Raw genomic sequence first — 17,781 nt, 5'->3', positions numbered from 1 at the left:
GGACCCTCCGATGACCTGGCGCGACTTTCCCAAGGTAGAGCTGCACCTGCACCACGAGGGCGCCGCACCGCCCGCCTTCATCCGCGGCCTCGCGCAGGAGAAGGGCACCGACCTTTCCGCGGTCTTCACCGAGGACGGAGGCTACGCCTACCGCGGCTTCGAGCATTTCCTTCAGGTCTACGAGGCCGCCTGCACCGTCCTGAAGACGCCGGAGGACTACCACCGCCTGACCCTCGCCGTGCTGGAGGAGAGCGCCTCGCACGGGGTGGTCTATTCCGAGACCTTCCTCTCCCCCGATTTCTGCGGCGGAGGGGACGTGGGCGCCTGGCGCGACTATCTCGCGGCGATCGAGAGCGCGGCGGAGGAGGGCGAGCGCAAGTTCGGCATCACCCTGCGCGGCATCGTGACCTGCATCCGGCATTTCGGCCCGGAGAAGTCGCGCGCCCCGGCGATCTGCGCCGCCGAGACGCAGGGCACGTTCCTGCGCGGCTTCGGCATGGCCGGCGCCGAACAGGTGGGTCGGCCCAAGGACTACCGCTGGGCGTTCGACTGCGCGCGGGAGGCCGGCCTGCACCTGACCTGCCACGCGGGCGAATGGGGCGGGCCCGACATGGTTGCCGATACTCTGACCGATCTCGGAGTCGAGCGGATCGGTCACGGCGTCAACGCGATCCGCGATCTCGCCCTCGTCGACCGGCTTGCCGAGGACGGCGTGGTGCTGGAGGTCTGCCCCGGCTCCAACGTGGTGCTCAAGGCCACCGGGGACTGGCCGAAGCACCCCATCGCGCGGCTGCGCGAGCGCGGCGTGAAGGTGACCGTCTCCACCGACGACCCGCCGTTCTTCCACACCACGATGACCCGCGAGTTCGAGGGGCTGGAGCGCGCCTTCGGATGGGGCGAAGAGGACTTCGCCGAACTCACCCATGTGGCCCTTGACGCCGCCTTCTGCGACGCGGAGACGAAGGACCGTATCCGCGCCAAGCTGAAGGACCGCCCATGACCGAGCATCTGACCGTCGTCGACCACCCGCTGGTGCAGCACAAGCTCACGCTCATGCGCGAGAAGGACACATCGACCAACTCCTTCCGCCGGCTCCTGCGCGAGATCAGCCACCTGCTGGCCTACGAGATCACCCGCGAACTGCCGATGACCACGAAGCACATCGAGACGCCGCTCGAGCCGATGGACGCTCCGGCGATCGAGGGCAAGAAGATGGCGCTGGTCTCGATCCTGCGGGCGGGCAACGGCCTGCTGGACGGCGTGCTCGACCTGATACCGGCGGCCCGGGTGGGCTTCGTCGGCCTCTACCGCGACGAGGAGACGCTCCAGCCGGTGCAATACTACTGCAAGCTGCCCTCCGGCCTCGAGGATCGTCTCGTCATCGCCGTCGACCCGATGCTGGCGACCGGCAACTCGTCGGCGGCGGCCATCGACCTCATCAAGCAGGCCGGGGCGACGAACATCCGGTTCCTCTGCCTGCTTGCGGCGCCCGAAGGCGTGCAGCGGATGAAGGAGGCGCACCCCGACGTCCCGATCGTCACAGCAGCTGTGGACAATTATCTCGACGACCGTGGATATATTGTCCCCGGGCTAGGGGATGCGGGTGACCGAATGTTCGGTACGAAATAAGCCCCGGCGTCACTTTACAAGAAACAGTCTGTCCTGCATCCTCCGGGCAAACGCCTTGGGGGCTTCGATGCAGACATCCAGCGTGTTCCTGGCGCTCGCCGTTGCCGGTTTCGCGGGCTTGGCCGGGGCCAATTCGGCCTCGGCGCAGAGCCTCTCCGACGTGGGCGGGCCTCAACCCGCTCCGCCAGCGGGCTACGAGGGCGGGCAGTACATCGACAGCCGTGGCTGCGCCTTCGTGCGCGCGGGCATTGGCGGGGCGACCAACTGGATCCCCCGGGTGAACCGCGAACGGCAGCCGCTCTGCGGGTTCCAGCCCACGAACACGCCGGGCCCCCGGGCCCCCGCCGCACCCGAACCGCGCATCGTGACCGAGGCCGATGCACCGGCCCCGGCGGAGACGCCGGTCCGGCAGGTCGCCGAGACGCCCCCGGCCCCGACCGCCGCCCCGCGCGTGGTCGAGACCGCTGCACAGAGCGCCGCGCCGAGCCGGCCCTCGCCCCAGATCAACCGGGTGACGCCCGACGGTCAGCCGGTGTCAGTTCCGGCCGAGGCCCCCCGCCGCTTCGCCGGCCTGCCCGCGCCGGGCCCGGATGGAGCGATCCGGGTGTCGCGACAGACGATCTGCGCGCGGATCGAGACGACCGGAGAGAGCTTCCTGAACCGGACCACCGGTCAGCCCGTGGTCTGCGACACCGACCCCGCGCCGCAGGTGGTCCGGGCGCCCGCGCCGACCGTCGTGCAGGCGCCCGCGCCGCAGCCGACGGCCCCGGTGGCGCCCTCGGCTCCGGTCACCGCCGGGCAGGCCGGCAGCCCGGTTCCGCAGCCCGCCGCTCCGGCCGCGACATGTCCCGGCCTCAGTGCCGAGGCCATCTCCTACCTCGCGCGGATCGGCGCGCCTGTGGATTGCGCTCCCTGGTCCGGCGTCTCAGTTGCTGGCGACATCCCGGCCTCGAACCCGCCGGGCGAGGTGCGTGTTGCGACCCGGAATGTCTTCTTTACCGCCGCCCCCGAGGCGGGGCAGCCTGTCTCCGTCGCCAATCCGGTCGCGATCGCGCGGTCCATTCCCGCGCCGCCTCCCGGCTACCAGCGGGTCTGGGAGGACGGGCGGATCAATCCCTACCGCGGGTACGTCCGGCCGTTCTGAGCGGACCGCCCCAAAGGGTGACCCGCGTCAGCCGCCGCAGATGTTCTGAAGCGCCACCCAGTCGCTGTCGCGCATGACGAGCGGCACGTCGCGGCCCTCCATCGGGTCGGCCTCGATGAGAGGCAGGACGCTTTCCCCGGTCTCGTCCCGCGAATAGGCATAGGGCCGGACCGGCAACTCGGCCGCCTCGAAGAGCGGAAGAAGCACCTCGGCGTCGGGCGGAGGGGGCGGCGCGGCCAGGATCGTCTCCGCGTGTGTCGAGAGCGTCTCCGGCGGCAGGTCGCCGGTGGTGAAGAGCCGGAAGGTCGCCCGCAGCCCGGCCTCGCGCAGGATGGCTTCGAGCGGATCGCGGACCTGCACCTGCGCCGCGGTGGCCAGGACATGGCCAGCCGTGACGGTGGGATCCTCCACCTCCTCGACCAGCGGACGGCCCAGGGCGATGATCCCGCCGGGCAGGTAGAGCGAGCCGACCTGGCCGGAGGGCAGCACGATCAGCTGCCCGCCGGCTCCGGGCCCGAGCACCCGCGTCCGAAGCTCGGAAAGGGCCTGCTGTCCTGCGGGAGAACGGCAGGCGGGACCGGTCAGGCGCTGCAGGTGGCCGAGGACCGTCGCGCCGATCTCCGACCGTTTCGCGGCAGGCACGGCGGCCAACGTCTGCTCGATCAGTGCACCGGGGAGCCAGAATACCCCGAGCGCGAGGACCGCTGCGATGGAGAGCGCGACGCCGACGACGCGGAGCCGTCCCGGCCGGGGCCGAGAGCGCGCGACCACCCGTCGGACACGTTCGATGGCATCGATCATGTCCTCCTCGGCGATCTCGAGCGTCTCGAGCCCCTCGGTGTCCGGGGCGTAGAGCGCGGGGAAATCCTTGGGATTGAGCCGCTCGATGGCGGGCAGCGACCAGTGGGTCAGCGCGCGCCCGGAGCCGTCGGAGACGACGAGCGTGGCTTCCCCGAAGGAGACGATGACATCGCGCCGTTGGGCGTCCGGGTCGGGACGCCAGAGCCCGGTACTCTCCAACCGGGCATACTGTTTTAACGCGGTTACTCTGTCGGCCACTGCTCTGCCTGCCGTTTCGGCGGATCATACGTCAATCCGGACCGGCTGGACAGGGTGCGTCTGCAGGGCGGGGCGGGGCCGCCCCGCCGCCCGTCTTGGTTCGCGGGTCTCAGATCTCGCGGGCGAGCGCGTCGGCGAGATCCGTGCGCTCCCAGGAGAAGCCGCCGTCCTCTTCCGGCGCGCGGCCGAAGTGGCCGTAGGCCGCCGTGCGCTCGTAGATCGGCCGGTTGAGCTGCAGATGCTCGCGGATGCCGCGCGGGGTCAGGTCCATGACCTTCGGGATCGCCGCCTCGATCGCCGCGGCTTCGGCGTCGCCGGTGCCATGCGTGTCGACGTAGATCGAGAGCGGCTTGGCCACTCCGATGGCGTAGGAGAGCTGCAGCGTGCAGCGCTCGGCGAGGCCTGCGGCGACGACGTTCTTGGCAAGGTAGCGCGCGGCGTAGGCCGCCGAGCGGTCCACCTTGGTCGGGTCCTTGCCCGAGAAGGCGCCGCCGCCATGGGGCGCAGCGCCACCGTAGGTATCGACGATGATCTTGCGGCCCGTGAGACCCGCGTCCCCGTCGGGGCCGCCGATGACAAAGGTGCCGGTCGGGTTCACCCACCACTCGGTCTCGTCGGTCAGGAACTCGGGCGGGAGGATCTCGCGGATGTAGGGCTCGACGATGGCGCGGATGTCGTCCGAGCTCTGGCTCTCGTCCGTGTGCTGGGTCGAGAGAACGATGCTCTGCACCGCGACCGGCTTGCCGTTCTCGTAGCGCAGGGAGACCTGGCTCTTGGCGTCGGGGCCGAGGGTCGGCTCCTGGCCGGATTTCCGCACCTCCGCGAGGCGCTTGAGGATGGCGTGTGAGTAGAGGATCGGCGCCGGCATGAGCTCGGGCGTCTCGTTCGTGGCGTAGCCGAACATGATGCCCTGGTCGCCCGCGCCGTCCTTCTCGACGCCCTGCCAGATGTGGGCGGACTGCTCGTGCAGGACGTTCTGGACCTGGCAGGTCTGCCAGTGGAACTTGTCCTGCTCGTAACCGATGTCGCGGATGCAGTCGCGCGCGATGCGCTCGATGTCCTCGATCTTCTGCTTCAGCCGCCCGGCGTCGGCGAGTCCGACCTCGCCGCCGATCACCACCATGTCGGTCGTGGCAAAGGTCTCGCAGGCGACGCGGGCATTCGCCTCCTCGGCGAGGAAGGCGTCGAGCACGGCGTCGGAAATGCGGTCGCAGACCTTGTCAGGGTGGCCCTCGGAGACGGACTCCGAGGTGAAGATGTAGTTCTGTCGGGACATTTGGGAGCGCTCCGTTGGGTCTGACTGCCACGCCAGGAAGCCGTTGTGACAGCGATAATTCCCTTCGGCTACGGCGACTTCCGGGTGGCGTCAATCGCAATCGACGAACGTCGTGAAAGCGCCAGCGCGAGTGCGGCCAGCAGGGCACCAACGACCCACCAGTCCCCGGTCCGCGCGTAGAGCGTGGGCGGCAGGGCGGGCGGCAGGGCCACGTCCCGCGCGCCGGTCTCGCCGAGGGGAATGCTCTCCAACACGCGGCCCCGGGCGTCGATCATCGCGGAAACGCCGGTGTTGGCGGCGCGGACCATCGGAAGCCCCTGTTCGACTGCGCGAAGCCGGGCCTGGGCGAGATGCTGGTAGGGACCCGAGAAGCGTCCGAACCAGGCGTCATTGGTGATGAGCAGCATAAGCCGGGGCCGAGGCTCCACCGCGCCGACCTCCTCGGCGAATATGCCCTCGTAACAGATGAGGGGCAGCGCAGCGCCGATGCCGGGCAGCTGGATCGTGCGTCCGCCGGGGCCCGCCGAATAGCCGCCGCCCTCGTTGCTGGCGAGCCCGCGGATGCCGAAGCGGCCGAAGACCTCGCCGAAGGGGATGTACTCTCCAAAGGGCACCAGGTGGGACTTGTCGTAGAGTTCGGTGACCTCGGCGTTCGGGCCCAGCACAACGAGCGAATTGTAATAGCGCGGGCCCTCGATCCTCTGGATCCCTACCACCGCCGGGGCACCGCCCGCGGCCTCCGTCACGAGATCGAGCGCATCCTGAGCGTAGCCGAGCGACCAGGGAACCGAGGTCTCGGGCCAGACCACGAGGTCGGCGGGACCGTCGTCCGAGGTCAGCCTCAGGGCGCGCTCGAAGAAGAACTGCGCCCGACCGGGCTGCCATTTCTCATCCTGGGGGGCGTTGGGCTGGACGATCCTGACCATCGGGGCCTCGGGATCGGGCCCGGGCGCTGGCATCGTGGTCTGCCAGAGGGACGATCCGCCGAGCACCACCGCCGCCCCGGTGAGCCCGACGCCCGCGCGCCAGGGCCAGCGGTGGGGCAGGGCGGCCGGGATCGCGGCGAGGACAAGGGTGACGGCCGTGAGGCCGTGGGGCCCGACGAAGGCGGCGAGGTGACGCACCGGGGTGTCGATCCAGATGTGCCCGAGAAGCGCCCAGGGAAAGCCCGTGAGGATCACGGAGCGAAGGTATTCGGCGAGGGCCAGCGCGAGGGCGAAGGCGAGGGGCCCGCGACGGGCCGCCGGGCCTGCCGCGCCCCAGAATAGCGCCATGCCGCCGGCCATGAAGAGCAGGCCGAAAGGGGCCATCCAGCCATGCCGCCCGATGTCGACGAGGAATGGCTCGACGATCCAGTGCAGCGCGACGAGGAAGTACCCCGTGCCCAGCCACCAGCCGAAGCCCGCGGCGGCGCGGCCAGAGGGGGCCCGTGGCGCGATCCAGAGCGCGAAGGCAAGGGCGACCAGGGTCGCGGCCCAGAGGCCGAAGGGGGCCTGCCCCAGTGCGGCGACAGCCCCGAGGCCAAGCGCCGCGGCGCGCCTGCGCCACGGCGATCCTGTCCAGAGGCGGTCCCGCACGCCTTGGCCGCTCAGTGGTCCCGTGCCTCGGGGAGGCGGACACGGACCCGCTTGATCCGGCGCGGATCGGCGTCGATCACGTCGAATTCCACCCCTGTGGGGTGCAGCACGACCTCGCCCCGGGCGGGGACCCGTCCGGCGAGCATGAAGATGAGACCGCCGATCGTGTCGATCTCTTCCTCGTCGATCTCTTCGTGGTCGGTGAGGCTCAGGCCGATCTCGGACTCGAACTCGTCCAGCGGGGTCTTGGCGCGGACGAGGTAGACGCCCTCGCGTTCGCGCGTCCACTGACGGGCCTCGTCGATGTCGTGCTCGTCCTCGATGTCGCCGACGACCTGTTCGAGCAGGTCCTCGATCGTCACCAGCCCGTCGGTGCCGCCGTACTCGTCGATCACCAGGGCCATGTGGATCCGTTCGGCCTGCATCTTCTGCAGGAGAACGCCGAGCGGCATGGAGGGCGGGACATAGAGGAGCGGGCGCAGCATCGCCTTGAGGTCGATCTCCTGCCCGTTGCCGTTGAAGCCGTACTTCAACGCGAAGTCCTTGAGGTTCACGATGCCCACGGGCGTATCGATCGTCCCCTCGAAGACCGGAAGCCGTGTCTTGCCGCTCTTGCGGAAGGCGGCGACGAGTTCGTCCTTCGTGGCCTCGATCGAGACGGCATGGATGTCCGCCTGCGGGATCGACACGTCCTCGACCCTCATGCGGCGAAGGTTCGCCATGCCGAGGATCGGGCCGGCGGCCGCGCTCAGTCCATGTCCGTTGGAATAGGGCGCCAACGCGTCGTCACCGGGCGAAAGCGCTTCGAAAATGCGGGCGAAGAAGCCGCGCGTCTGCGCGTCGTCGGCTCCGCTGTCAGGGTCGGGCTGCGCGCTCTGCGCCGCACCAGGCGACCCTTCGGTCGTATCTCCCATTGTCTCCTACCATCATGCGGGCCCGGGCCAATCCCGAGACCTGCCTAAACATCGTCACCCATATGGGTCCGGCAACCCCAGTTTGCCAAGTATCTCTGATTCGAGCCCCTCCATCAGAGCGGCATCTTCGTCACGGACGTGATCGTAGCCCAAAAGATGCAAAATCCCATGAACGACAAGATGCGTCACATGCGTGGGCAGGTCCTTGCCCATCTCGCGGGCTTCCCGCTCGCAGGTCTCGAAGGCCATGGCGATGTCTCCGAGCTCGGGGTCGGTCAGGTCAGGCGCGTGCGGGGTCTCGCCCGGAATGGCTGCGCCCCGCTCTTCGCTCGGCCAGGAGAGGACGTTGGTCGGAGCGGCCCGGCCGCGGAACTGGCCGTTGAGATCGGCGATGCGGGCATCGTCGCAGGCCAGCAGCGCGACCTCCCAGGCCGAGGGCTCCAGGCCGAGGCGCTCCAGGGTCGCACTGGCGGCGCGCTCGGAGATCTCTTCCAGCGGGATGGCCGCCCAGCGGTCGTCCTCGGCGATGACGTCAACCGGCATGGCGTTCAGGAGGCATCCGCCTCGTAGGCCTCGATGATCGCGGCGACGAGCGGGTGCCGGACCACGTCCTTCGAGGTGAAGTAGTTGAAGCCGATCTTTTCGATGCCGGACAGCAGACGCTCCGCGTCGTGCAGGCCCGAGACCACGCCGCGCGGCAGGTCGACCTGGCTGCGGTCGCCGGTGACGACCATGCGAGAGCCCTCGCCCAGGCGGGTGAGGAACATTTTCATCTGCATGGTCGTGGCGTTCTGGGCCTCGTCGAGCACCACGAAGGCGCGGCTCAGAGTCCGGCCCCGCATGAAGGCGAGCGGCGCGATCTCGATGGCCTTCTCTTCCTTCAGCTTCGCGAGCTGCTTGCCGGGGAGAAAGTCGTTCAGCGCGTCGTAGAGCGGCTGCATGTAGGGGTCGACCTTCTCCTCCTGTGTGCCGGGCAGAAAGCCGAGCCGCTCGCCCGCTTCGACGGCGGGACGGCAGAGGATGATGCGCTCGACCTCGCCGCGGATGAACATGTTCACGCCCACGGCGACGGCGAGGTAGGTCTTGCCGGTGCCCGCGGGGCCGATGCCGAAGGCCAGCTCTTTCTCGTAGAGCGACTTCACGTAGGCCTTCTGCGCGTCGGTGCGCGGCTCGATCAGCTTCTTGCGCGTCTTGATCTCGATGGGGCCGCCCTGGAACATCTCCATCTGCTCGGCGGCGGTCTCCTCCGCCGGGCCCATGCGCATCTCGCGCTCGATGTCGGCGGGCTCGACCGTCTTGCCGGCCTCCAGCCTCTGGTAGAGGCCGTTGAGGACATCCGCGGCGGCGGCACGCGAGTCCGGCTCGCCCAGGATCGAGAGCTGGTTGCCCCGGCGCAGGATCTGCACCGAGAGACGCTCCTCGATCGCCGCGAGATTACGGTCGTACTCGCCGCACAGGTCGATCAGCAGGAAGTTGTCGGGGAATTCGAGAACCGTCTCGACAAGCGGCGAGGCGGCGGACGGTGGCAGGGCGGTCGTGGCCAAACGGGTCTCCAGAGCTCGTGCCTCGGGTGCATGTTCGCAACTCGCGAAGGGGGGCGCAAGCGAGGACGGCGGATTGTCACGCGACCGGCATGAAAAAGGCCGCGGACGATGCCGCGGCCTGATCTCGGATTTCCCTCCGACCTTACGGCAGGATGTCGGGGAAGCCCGTCTGCTGGATGTTGCCGATCACGGCGCCGGGCGGCAGCCGGTCGGAGCAGACCGGGAGGCCGGACTGCGGATCGAAGCGGTTCGCGGCGTAGCCTTCGGCGGCGTTGTCGCCGATCCAGGCCTGGCAGCCGTCGGGAAGCACCGCGATGCCGAAGGGCTCGTCCTCGAGCGTGTCGCGGTTGACGATGGCGCTGTCCGTGGCGACCGCGATGAGGCGCGGACCCTCCGCGGGTTGGGCGGTACAGCCGGCTACCGCGGTCAGCAGAAGCGACGTGATGAGTGCAATGCGCATTCTATTACTCCGGCAGACGGTAGCAGACGACTTCGACCCGGCGGTTCTGCCGCCAGGCATGCTCGTTGTGGCCCTGGGCCACGGGGCGGGTCTCGCCGAAGCCGATCTGGCGCTCGACGACCGCACCGACGGAGCGGGCGACCTCGGCCACCGACCGGGCGCGCCGCTCGGACAGCGCCTGGTTGTACTCCATGCTCGCCCGCTCGTCGGTATGCCCGTAGATGGCATAGGAGAAGGCGTTGGCGGTGCGGAAGAACTGCTCCAGCCGGGCGCGGCCCGAGTGGGTCAGCGTGTGGCTGTCGGTGGCGAAGAGCGTGTCTGTGTTCTCGACCATGCAGGTGTTGCGGTCGAGGCAGTAGGGCCGGCCGGTCTCCGGATGGAAGCGGGTGACCATGTAGCCCTCGAGCCCGCCGTCGGCCCACCAGTGCATGCAGCCGTCCATGTCGACATAGACGCCCCATTCGATCTGCCCGGTCACGGTGATGCGATCCTGCGCCGCCGCGGTGCCGGCCCAGGCCGCCAGCCCGAGCGCCGCGGCCGCCGTTAGCGCCGCCGTGCGCGCAGCCAGTTTCGTAAAGAATGTGACCAATGCTCCGACCCCGTATCCGTTTTCGTCATCGGCTTCCCGATCACGATCGGGAGAGCCTCCGGGTTCGGACCTTTAACGAAATCCGGTCACATTGAAAGAAGTTTCCCTTGATATTGTATACTTAAGGGAAACAACCCCAAGGACTCGGAGCCTCTATCCAGAAGCCGGCCTCAAAAAGGACAGATTTCTGACGCGATCCCGCCGCGACGTCAGGTGGTCAGACCAGTTCGCCGGCGAGGGAGTGCGGCGCGGCTCCGGTGATTCTCACCCGGGCGATCTGCCCGGCGAGGTGCTGCGGCGCCTCGGCGTGGACCGCCATCAGGTGATCCGACTTGCCCACCATCTGGCCCGGCATCCGGCCGGGCTTCTCGAAGAGAACGCCGACCTCCTTGCCGACCATGGCCTCCTGCGCTGCGGACTGCTGGGCCGAGAGCAGCGCCTGCAGCCGCTGCAGACGCTCGGATTTCACGTCCTCGTCGACATCGGCGCGTTCGGCCGCGGGCGTGCCGGGGCGGGGGGAGTACTTGAAGGAGAAGGCCGAGGCGTAGCGCACCTCTTCCACGAGCCGCAGCGTCGCCTCGAAGTCCTCCTCGGTCTCGCCGGGAAAGCCCACGATGAAGTCGCCCGAAAGCGCGAGGTCCGGCCTCGCGGCCCGCAACCGCTCGATCAGCCGGACGTAGCTCTCGGCGGTGTGCTTGCGGTTCATGGCCTTGAGCACGCGGTCCGAGCCGGCCTGCACCGGAAGGTGCAGGTAGGGCATCAGCTTCTCGCAGTCGCCGTGCGCCGCGATCAGGGCGTCGTCCATGTCGTTCGGATGGCTCGTGGTGAAGCGGATGCGGTCGAGCCCGTCCACTTCCGAGAGCGCGCGGATCAGACCAGCGAGGCCGCCATCGTGGCCGTGGTAGGCGTTCACGTTCTGGCCGAGCAGGGTGATCTCGCGCACCCCGGCCTCTACCAGGTCGCGCGCCTCCTGAAGAATGCGGTCGGCCGGGCGGCTCACTTCGGCGCCCCGCGTATAGGGAACCACGCAGAAAGAGCAGAACTTGTCGCAGCCCTCCTGCACGGTGAGGAAGGCCGTAGGCCCGCGCTTCGCCTTCGGGCGGCGCTTGAGGTCCTCGAACTTGTCCTTGAGCGGAAAGTCGGTGTCGAGCGCCTTCTCCCCCTTCGCGACCTTCGCCTCGAGCTGGGGCAGGCGGTGATAGCTCTGCGGTCCGACCACGAGATCGACCAGCGGCTGGCGCGCCATGATCTCCTCGCCCTCGGCCTGGGCGACGCAGCCGGCCACGCCGATCTTGAGGTCGGGCTTCGCCGTCTTGAGCGGCTTCAGCCGGCCCAGCTCGGAATAGACCTTCTCCGCGGCCTTCTCGCGGATATGGCAGGTGTTCAGCAGGATCATGTCGGCCTCGGCCGGATCCTCCGTCCGCTCGTAGCCGTTCATGGCCTCGGCCATGCGCTCGCTGTCGTAGACGTTCATCTGACAGCCGTAGGTCTTGATGTAGAGCTTTCTGGGCGTGGCCATGTCCGGTCCTCCGCAATCACCGCGCGTCTCTACCGAAGGGGCCGCGCGCTTGCAATGCGGGGGCGGGCGGGGCAGCCTCCCGCGCGGACGGGGAACGCGGGCGGCAGATGCGGCATCACGAGGATCTGAGGAGCTTTTTGCGCTCGGGCGCGCTGAAGCAGGGGCCGGTGGCGCTCGTCCTCGTCGAGGACGAGGTCGAGGTCGACAGCACGCTCCGCCATCACCTCGCGCGTGGCTTCCGGACGATCGTCGCCTTCGCCCCGCCCGCCTTCGACTTCGGCGCCGGGATCTCGGCGCAGGAGGCAGAGCGTCTGCACCGGGTCGACCATGACACCCTGGCCGAGGACGCGCTGACCGGGGTGGTCAACGCCTGCATCGCCGCCGCACCCGGCACCTGGATGCACTACGGCTACAATGCCGAGTACCTCTTCTATCCCTTCTGCGAGACGCGCACCGTGGGCGAACTCGCCGCCTTCGCGACGGAAGAGCGGCGCGAGTCCGTGCTGACCTATGTCGTCGACCTCTACGCCCGCGACCTGCAGGCCCATCCCTCCGCCGTCTCCATCCAGGACGCGCATCTCGATGTGGCGGGCTACTACGCGCTGAACCGGACCGGCCGCGACGACGCCTGGCTCGACCGGCAGATGGACTTCTTCGGCGGTCTGCGCTGGCGGTTCGAGGAGCACATCCCGAAGAACCGCCGCCGCATCGACCGCATTTCCCTCTTCCGCGCAAAGCCGGGGCTGACGCTGCTGCCCGACCACCGGCTCTCGGACGAGGAGATGAACACCTACGCCTGTCCCTGGCATCACAGCCCGACGGCAGCGGTCTGTTCCTTCCGCACGGCGAAGGCGCTGAAGCGCAATCCCGGCTCGACCTTCGACATCCCCGATTTTCACTGGCGCAACTCCGCGGCCTTTTCCTGGGAGTCGCGGCAGCTGCTCGACCTCGGGCTGATGGAGCCCGGGCAATGGTTCTGACCGCGCGATGATCCTCTCCCGCGGGCGGCGCTATCTCTTCGTCCACATCCCCAAGACCGGCGGCACCTCCATGGCGCTGGCTCTGGAAAAGCGGGCCATGGCGGACGACCTGCTCGTCGGCGACACGCCCAAGGCCCGACGCCGCAAGGGACGGCTGAAGGGGGTCCGCACCGCCGGCCGGCTCTGGAAGCACTCGACGGTGGCCGAGGCCGAGGGGCTCTACGACCGCGACGAGCTCGACGGGCTCTTCGTCTTCACCCTCGTCCGCAATCCCTGGGCCCGGATGGTGAGCTACTATCACTGGCTGCGGGCGCAGAGCTTCGACCATCCCGCAGTCGCCCTCGCCCGGCGGACTGACTTCAGCGCCTTCCTCGCCCACCCGCAGACCGAGGCATCGCTCCGGGCGAGCCCCTATTCGAGCTACATGACGGACGGCGCGGGGCGCGAGCGCGCGGACCTCTACATCCGGCTCGAGCACCTCGAGGAGGACCTCGCGCCCCTCCGGGACCACCTCGGCTTCGATCCGGGCATCGGTCGGGCCAACGCGAGCGACCGGCCGGAGGACTGGCGATCCTGCTACAGTGATTCGGACGCGGAGCGGGTCGAGAGGCTAACTTTTGGAGATATCGAGCGCTTCGATTACACCTTTGACGTGTACTGATCGTCCATTTGAGGACAGTCGTCCGCTATCCGACCGATTTCCCTCAGATCCGCGACGATGCCCCAATATTGCCGCGAAGTGCTCCAAAACCGGTCTCGGGAATCATGCCCGCTGCTTCTGAAGCACGCCGGAGACACTGCCATGTACCGCTGGATCGCCGAGACGACAGACCGCAGAGAGAACGAGCGCACCGGGCCCGAGACCGAGTACCGTCTCGAGCCGGGCACGGCCGGCATTCTCGCGGGCACGAAGGTCGCGACCGGCCGCGGCTGGACCGCCGTCGAAAACCTGAAATCCGGTGACGAGGTCCTGACCTTCGACGGGGGCCTTCAGCGCCTGCGCGGGGTGCATGTCTTCGACGTCTGGGCAGGGGCCGAGAACGACGTCGACCTCTGGCCGCTCCGCGTGCCCGAAGGCGCGCTCGGCAACCGCGAGGAGATCACGATCCTCCCCGGCCAGGCCGTGCTGATCGAGAGCGACATCGCCGAGGACGTCTTCGGCGACCCCTTCGCCCTGCTGCCGGCCGCCGCGCTGGAGATGTACCGCGGGATCAGCCGGGTGAAGCCGACCCGCAGCGTGCGGATCGTGACCCTGGATTTCGAGTCCGGCCGCGAGGAGATCGTCTTCGGCAACCTCGGCGCGCTTTTCCACGTCCCGGTGGGCGGCAGCATGCTGCAGGCCGCCATGGCCGAAGCCCGGTACCAGGTTCTCAGCATGGGCGAGGCCGACGCGCTGGTCGAAGCGCTGATCGCGGAAGAGGGGTTTACCCCGACCGAGACCTCCCAGGCGAGCTTCGCCGTCGCCTGACGGCACTCGACGCCCATTCTCCCATGAGCGTCACCCGGGCGCGTCCCTCGGCGGGCGCGCCCTTTCCGTCTGCGGCGTGGGACATCGCGGGCGATGGCCGCTAGAAGGGACCGGAAGCGGACGCGGGGGGCCGACGTGACGATCACGCACGAAGACGAGTTGGACGGTCTCAAGGAGATCGGCCGCATCGTGGCCAACACGATGAAGACAATGGCGGCGGCCATGGAGCCCGGCATGACGACGGCCGAACTCGACGGGATCGGTGCCGCCCTGCTGGAGCAGGAGGGCGCGGTCTCCGCGCCACGGTCCACCTACGGCTTTCCAGGCGCGACCTGCATCAGCGTGAACGAGGAGATCGCCCACGGCATCCCCGGGCCGCGCGTCATCGCGGCGGGCGACCTCGTGAACATCGACGTCTCCGCCTCGAAGGACGGCTTCTTCGCCGACACGGGCGCGACCTTTCGCGTACCGCCGGTGAACAAATCGATGGAGCGTCTCTGCCGGGACGGCAGGCGCGCCATGCAAATCGGTATCGCGCAGGTCGGCAGCGACCGCCCGCTCGCGGGCATCGGGCAGGCCATCGGCCGCTTCGCCTCCGAGCGCGGTTACACCCTGATCCGGAGTCTCGCGAGCCACGGGGTGGGCCGGGCGCTTCACGAGGAGCCCGGCGAGATCGCGACATGGCCCACGCGCGGAGACCGCCGCCGCATCGGCAAGGGGCAGGTCATCACGGTGGAGCCCTTCCTCTCCAACGGCGGGCTCTGGGCCACCGAGGGCGAGGATGGCTGGACGCTCTACAGCGAGCCCCGCGCACCGGTCGTGCAGTACGAGCATACGGTCGTCGCCACGGACCGGCAGCCCATCGTCGTCACCCGTCCGGGCTGAGCCTGCGTGATACGCATTGCTACCGCCGCCGACGCGGACGGCCTCCGCGCCTGTGCCCGAAGTGCCTACGCCCCCTACGTCACGCGGATCGGCCGGGAGCCCGCGCCGATGGGTGCCGACTATCGGGCCCTCGTCGCGGCCGGGCAGGTCTGGGTCGAGAGTGACGAGCAAGGCCATATGCGCGGCTTCATCGTCTTTCGGCCCGAGGGCGACGCCATGCTGCTGGAGAATGTCGCCGTCCGCCCCGAGGCGGCAGGGCAGGGGATCGGGCGCGACCTCATCGCCTTCTGCGAGGAGACGGCCCGCGCGCGCGGATGCCGCGCGGTCACGCTCTATACCAACGAGGCGATGACCGCGAACCTCACGCTCTACCCCCGGCTCGGCTACCGCGAGACCGGACGCAGGATCGAGGACGGCTTTCGCCGGGTCTACTTCGAGAAGCCGCTCACCGACTGATCCCCGAATACGAAAACGCCCCCGCAGCGGACTGCAGGGGCGTGATGTGTCGAGACGTGGCTTCGATCAGGCTGCCGCGCTCTCCTCGGGCCCGAAGCGGCCGTAGAAGCTCTGACCCTTCTCGGCCATCTCCCGCAGCAAGGCGGGGCACTCGAACCGCTCGCCGTAGGTCGAGGCGAGGTGGTCGCAGCGCTCGGCGGCGTAGGGCGCGCCGATCATGTCGAGCCAGGAGAACGGACCGCCGGACCAGGGCGCGAAGCCCCAGCCGAGGATCGCGCCGACGTCGCCCTCGCGGATGTCCATGAGCACACCCTCTTCCAGAGCGCGCACGGCCTCGAGCACCTGCGCGAACATCAGGCGGTGCTGCACCTCCTGCAGGTCCGGCTGCTCCGAGACCGGCGCGTGGCGCTCGGCGAGGCCGGACCAGAGACCGGTGCGCTTGCCCTTCTCGTCGTAGGCGTAGAAGCCCGCGCCGGCCTTGCGGCCCAGCCGGCCCTCGTCGGCCATTGAGAACATCAGCTCGTCCACCGGCGCCATGTCGGCGGGGTAGGCGTCGCCCATCGCCGACTTCGTGGCCTTGGAGATCTTCACCGCAAGGTCGATCGAGGTCTCGTCGATCAGCTGCAGCGGTCCCAGCGGGAAGCCCAGCAGCTTGGCGGCGTTCTCGATCAGCGCGGGCTGCACGCCCTCCGTTACCAGCCGCGCGCCCTCGTTGAGGTAGGGGATGATGCAGCGGTTGGCGTAGAAGAACCGCGCGTCGTTCACCACGATCGGCGTCTTGCGGATCTGGCGCACGTAGTCGAGCGCCTTGGCCACGGCCCGGTCGCCGGTCTCCTTGCCCTTGATGATCTCCACCAGAGCCATCTTCTCGACCGGCGAGAAGAAGTGGATGCCGATGTACTGCTCGGGCCGCTTCGAGGCCTTGGCGAGATCGGTGATCGGCAGGGTCGAGGTGTTGGTGGCGAAGATGCAGTCCTCGCCCACGACGGCCTCGACGCGCCCCGTGATCTCGGCCTTCACGCCCGGATCCTCGAAGACCGCCTCGACGATGAGGTCGCAGCCCTTCAGGTCCTCGACGTCATCGGTCGGCGTGATCGCCGCGAGCATGGCGTCGGCCTTCTCTTGCGTGGTCTTGCCCCGCTTCACGCCCTTGGCGGTGAAGTCCGCGGTGTAGGCCTTGCCCTTCTCGGCGGACTCCTTCGACTGGTCGAGCAGCACGACCTCGATCCCGGCCTGCGCGGAGACCAGCGCGATGCCCGCACCCATCATGCCCGCGCCCAGCACGCCGACCTTCTTCACGGTCTGGTCCGGAGCCTCGGGGCGGTTCGCCCCCTTCTCCAGCGCCTGCTTGTTGAGGAAGAGCGACCGGATCATGGCCGAGGACGTCGGGTCCATCAGGACCTTGGTGAACCAGCGCGCCTCGATCTTCAGCGCCGTGTCGAAGGGCACCTGCGCGCCCTCGTAGATCGCCGAGAGCAGGGCCTTGGCCGCCGGGTAGACGCCCTGCGTCTGGTGGTGGACCATCGCGGAGGCGCCCACGAAGGTCATGAAGCCCGCGGGGTGGTAGGGCGCGCCGCCCGGCATCTTCCAGCCCTTCTCGTCCCAGGGCTTCACGATGTCCTTGTCGGTGGCCTCGCGCACCCAGGCCTTGGCCGCGTCGAGCAGCGCCTCGGGGGCGACGACCTCGTCCACCAGCTGCGCGTTCTTCGCCGCCTTGGGATCCATCATCTTGCCTTCGAGCAGCACCGGCGCCGCCTGCATGGCGCCCACCATGCGCGAGTAGCGCGTGGTGCCGCCGGAGCCGGGGAAGAGCCCGACCATGATCTCGGGCAGGCCGATCTTGGCCTTTCCGTCGGCCATGAACCGGCGGTGGCAGGCGAGCGCGATCTCGGTGCCGATCCCGGCCGAAGTGCCCGGGATGGCGCAGGCGACCGGCTTGCCGCCCTTGTTGGTCTTGGGGTCCATGCCCGCGCGCTCGATCTTCCGCAGCGCGTGGTGGCCGGACATGGTGAAGTCGAAGAGCGCCTGCGCAGGGGCGTCGCCCGCTTCCTCGCGGACCTTGGCGAGGACGTTGAGGTCCATGCCGCCCGCGAAGTCCTTCTTGGCGGAGGTGATGACGATGCCCTTGACGCTCTCGTCCCCCAGCGCCTCGTCGAAGAGCCGGTCCAGCTCCTCGAAGCCCGCGCGGGTCATGACGTTCATGGAGCGCCCTTCGGCGTCCCAGGTGATGACGGCGACGTCGCCGTCCTTTTCCATGCGGAAATCGGTCATTGTCGTCTCT

The 17,781-nt window shown here is 68.9% G+C and carries 18 protein-coding genes and 1 riboswitch; of the genes, 8 read left to right on the top strand and 10 right to left on the bottom strand.

Annotated features, from left to right (window positions below):
• The first annotated feature begins 10 nt into the window (after nucleotides 1-10).
• The 3 genes from F3S47_RS12555 (at nucleotide 11) to F3S47_RS12545 (ending at nucleotide 2,773) form a co-directional block, all read left to right on the top strand.
• Nucleotides 11-1,000 (top strand): adenosine deaminase, encoded by a 990-nt coding sequence (locus tag F3S47_RS12555; RefSeq protein ID WP_150445596.1) that lies wholly within the window; start codon nucleotides 11-13, stop codon nucleotides 998-1,000.
• The gene (upp, locus tag F3S47_RS12550; RefSeq protein WP_150445595.1) at nucleotides 997-1,629 is read left to right on the top strand and encodes a uracil phosphoribosyltransferase; all 633 of its coding nucleotides are present in this window, start codon (nucleotides 997-999) and stop codon (nucleotides 1,627-1,629) included. Before F3S47_RS12555 ends, upp begins: the two co-directional genes overlap by 4 nt.
• 67 nt (nucleotides 1,630-1,696) lie before the next feature.
• Nucleotides 1,697-2,773 (top strand): hypothetical protein, encoded by a 1,077-nt coding sequence (locus tag F3S47_RS12545; protein ID WP_150445594.1) that lies wholly within the window; start codon nucleotides 1,697-1,699, stop codon nucleotides 2,771-2,773.
• 27 nt (nucleotides 2,774-2,800) lie between these two features.
• Here F3S47_RS12545 and F3S47_RS12540 read toward each other — a convergent pair whose 3' ends face one another.
• The 9 genes from F3S47_RS12540 to miaB form a co-directional block, all read right to left on the bottom strand.
• Nucleotides 2,801-3,793, bottom strand: coding sequence for a hypothetical protein (locus tag F3S47_RS12540; RefSeq protein ID WP_223877815.1), 993 nt, complete (start codon nucleotides 3,791-3,793; stop codon nucleotides 2,801-2,803).
• Between the two features lie 148 nt (nucleotides 3,794-3,941).
• The gene (gene metK, locus F3S47_RS12535; RefSeq protein ID WP_150445592.1) at nucleotides 3,942-5,108 is read right to left on the bottom strand and encodes a methionine adenosyltransferase; all 1,167 of its coding nucleotides are present in this window, start codon (nucleotides 5,106-5,108) and stop codon (nucleotides 3,942-3,944) included.
• Between the two features lie 7 nt (nucleotides 5,109-5,115).
• Nucleotides 5,116-5,163, bottom strand: a riboswitch (SAM-SAH riboswitch).
• A gap of 13 nt (nucleotides 5,164-5,176) precedes the next feature.
• Nucleotides 5,177-6,685 (bottom strand): apolipoprotein N-acyltransferase, encoded by a 1,509-nt coding sequence (gene lnt / locus F3S47_RS12530; RefSeq protein ID WP_150445591.1) that lies wholly within the window; start codon nucleotides 6,683-6,685, stop codon nucleotides 5,177-5,179.
• Nucleotides 6,686-6,696: 11 nt separating this feature from the next.
• Entirely contained in the window at nucleotides 6,697-7,599 is a 903-nt protein-coding gene (locus tag F3S47_RS12525) for a hemolysin family protein (protein WP_150445590.1), read from the bottom strand.
• A gap of 54 nt (nucleotides 7,600-7,653) precedes the next feature.
• Nucleotides 7,654-8,142 carry an rRNA maturation RNase YbeY gene (gene ybeY, locus F3S47_RS12520; RefSeq protein ID WP_150445589.1) on the bottom strand — a complete coding sequence of 163 codons (489 nt, stop codon included), beginning with the start codon at nucleotides 8,140-8,142 and terminating at the stop codon, nucleotides 7,654-7,656.
• Nucleotides 8,143-8,147: 5 nt separating this feature from the next.
• Complete coding sequence (locus tag F3S47_RS12515; protein WP_150445588.1) at nucleotides 8,148-9,143, bottom strand: PhoH family protein; 996 nt, start codon at nucleotides 9,141-9,143, stop codon at nucleotides 8,148-8,150.
• 142 nt (nucleotides 9,144-9,285) lie between these two features.
• Entirely contained in the window at nucleotides 9,286-9,603 is a 318-nt protein-coding gene (locus tag F3S47_RS12510) for a hypothetical protein (RefSeq protein WP_150445587.1), read from the bottom strand.
• Between the two features lie 4 nt (nucleotides 9,604-9,607).
• Nucleotides 9,608-10,192, bottom strand: a complete 585-nt coding sequence (locus tag F3S47_RS12505) for an OmpA family protein (RefSeq protein WP_223877814.1) — start codon at nucleotides 10,190-10,192, stop codon at nucleotides 9,608-9,610.
• A 217-nt stretch (nucleotides 10,193-10,409) separates the two neighbouring features.
• A complete protein-coding gene (gene miaB / locus F3S47_RS12500; RefSeq protein WP_150445586.1) occupies nucleotides 10,410-11,711 on the bottom strand; it encodes a tRNA (N6-isopentenyl adenosine(37)-C2)-methylthiotransferase MiaB in 1,302 nt (433 codons plus the stop codon).
• A gap of 107 nt (nucleotides 11,712-11,818) precedes the next feature.
• On the opposite strand from miaB, the gene F3S47_RS12495 reads away from it, so the two are divergent.
• From F3S47_RS12495 to F3S47_RS12475, 5 genes are all read left to right on the top strand, one after another.
• Nucleotides 11,819-12,691 carry a glycosyltransferase family protein gene (locus F3S47_RS12495; RefSeq protein WP_150445585.1) on the top strand — a complete coding sequence of 291 codons (873 nt, stop codon included), beginning with the start codon at nucleotides 11,819-11,821 and terminating at the stop codon, nucleotides 12,689-12,691.
• Between the two features lie 7 nt (nucleotides 12,692-12,698).
• Entirely contained in the window at nucleotides 12,699-13,352 is a 654-nt protein-coding gene (locus F3S47_RS12490; protein WP_150445584.1) for a sulfotransferase family 2 domain-containing protein, read from the top strand.
• Nucleotides 13,353-13,493: 141 nt separating this feature from the next.
• A complete protein-coding gene (locus tag F3S47_RS12485; protein WP_191090172.1) occupies nucleotides 13,494-14,159 on the top strand; it encodes a Hint domain-containing protein in 666 nt (221 codons plus the stop codon).
• Nucleotides 14,160-14,294: 135 nt separating this feature from the next.
• A complete protein-coding gene (gene map, locus F3S47_RS12480) occupies nucleotides 14,295-15,044 on the top strand; it encodes a type I methionyl aminopeptidase (protein ID WP_150445582.1) in 750 nt (249 codons plus the stop codon).
• A 6-nt stretch (nucleotides 15,045-15,050) separates the two neighbouring features.
• Entirely contained in the window at nucleotides 15,051-15,500 is a 450-nt protein-coding gene (locus tag F3S47_RS12475; protein ID WP_191090171.1) for a GNAT family N-acetyltransferase, read from the top strand.
• Between the two features lie 66 nt (nucleotides 15,501-15,566).
• Here the strand turns inward: F3S47_RS12475 and F3S47_RS12470 are convergent, their stop codons facing one another.
• On the bottom strand, nucleotides 15,567-17,771 hold the full coding sequence (locus F3S47_RS12470; protein ID WP_150445581.1) for a 3-hydroxyacyl-CoA dehydrogenase NAD-binding domain-containing protein: 2,205 nt from the start codon (nucleotides 17,769-17,771) through the stop codon (nucleotides 15,567-15,569).
• Nucleotides 17,772-17,781: the final 10 nt, after the last annotated feature.

The sequence above is a fragment of the Histidinibacterium aquaticum genome, assembly GCF_008710275.1.
In the GTDB taxonomy this organism is placed as follows: domain Bacteria; phylum Pseudomonadota; class Alphaproteobacteria; order Rhodobacterales; family Rhodobacteraceae; genus Oceanicola; species Oceanicola aquaticus.
Note: the sequence above shows the minus strand (reverse complement) of the source record. Positions and strands in the feature narration are given on the sequence as shown.

Excerpts from the sequence above, each read along its gene's own strand:
- F3S47_RS12555 (WP_150445596.1), top strand. The coding sequence starts at position 11 with ATGACCTGGCGCGACTTTCCCAAGGTAGAGCTGCACCTGCACCACGAG.
- upp (WP_150445595.1), top strand. The coding sequence starts at position 997 with ATGACCGAGCATCTGACCGTCGTCGACCACCCGCTGGTGCAGCACAAG.
- F3S47_RS12545 (WP_150445594.1), top strand. The coding sequence starts at position 1,697 with ATGCAGACATCCAGCGTGTTCCTGGCGCTCGCCGTTGCCGGTTTCGCG.
- metK (WP_150445592.1), bottom strand. The coding sequence starts at position 5,108 with ATGTCCCGACAGAACTACATCTTCACCTCGGAGTCCGTCTCCGAGGGC.
- F3S47_RS12525 (WP_150445590.1), bottom strand. The coding sequence starts at position 7,599 with ATGGGAGATACGACCGAAGGGTCGCCTGGTGCGGCGCAGAGCGCGCAG.
- ybeY (WP_150445589.1), bottom strand. The coding sequence starts at position 8,142 with ATGCCGGTTGACGTCATCGCCGAGGACGACCGCTGGGCGGCCATCCCG.
- F3S47_RS12510 (WP_150445587.1), bottom strand. The coding sequence starts at position 9,603 with ATGCGCATTGCACTCATCACGTCGCTTCTGCTGACCGCGGTAGCCGGC.
- miaB (WP_150445586.1), bottom strand. The coding sequence starts at position 11,711 with ATGGCCACGCCCAGAAAGCTCTACATCAAGACCTACGGCTGTCAGATG.
- F3S47_RS12495 (WP_150445585.1), top strand. The coding sequence starts at position 11,819 with ATGCGGCATCACGAGGATCTGAGGAGCTTTTTGCGCTCGGGCGCGCTG.
- F3S47_RS12490 (WP_150445584.1), top strand. The coding sequence starts at position 12,699 with ATGATCCTCTCCCGCGGGCGGCGCTATCTCTTCGTCCACATCCCCAAG.
- F3S47_RS12485 (WP_191090172.1), top strand. The coding sequence starts at position 13,494 with ATGTACCGCTGGATCGCCGAGACGACAGACCGCAGAGAGAACGAGCGC.
- F3S47_RS12470 (WP_150445581.1), bottom strand. The coding sequence starts at position 17,771 with ATGACCGATTTCCGCATGGAAAAGGACGGCGACGTCGCCGTCATCACC.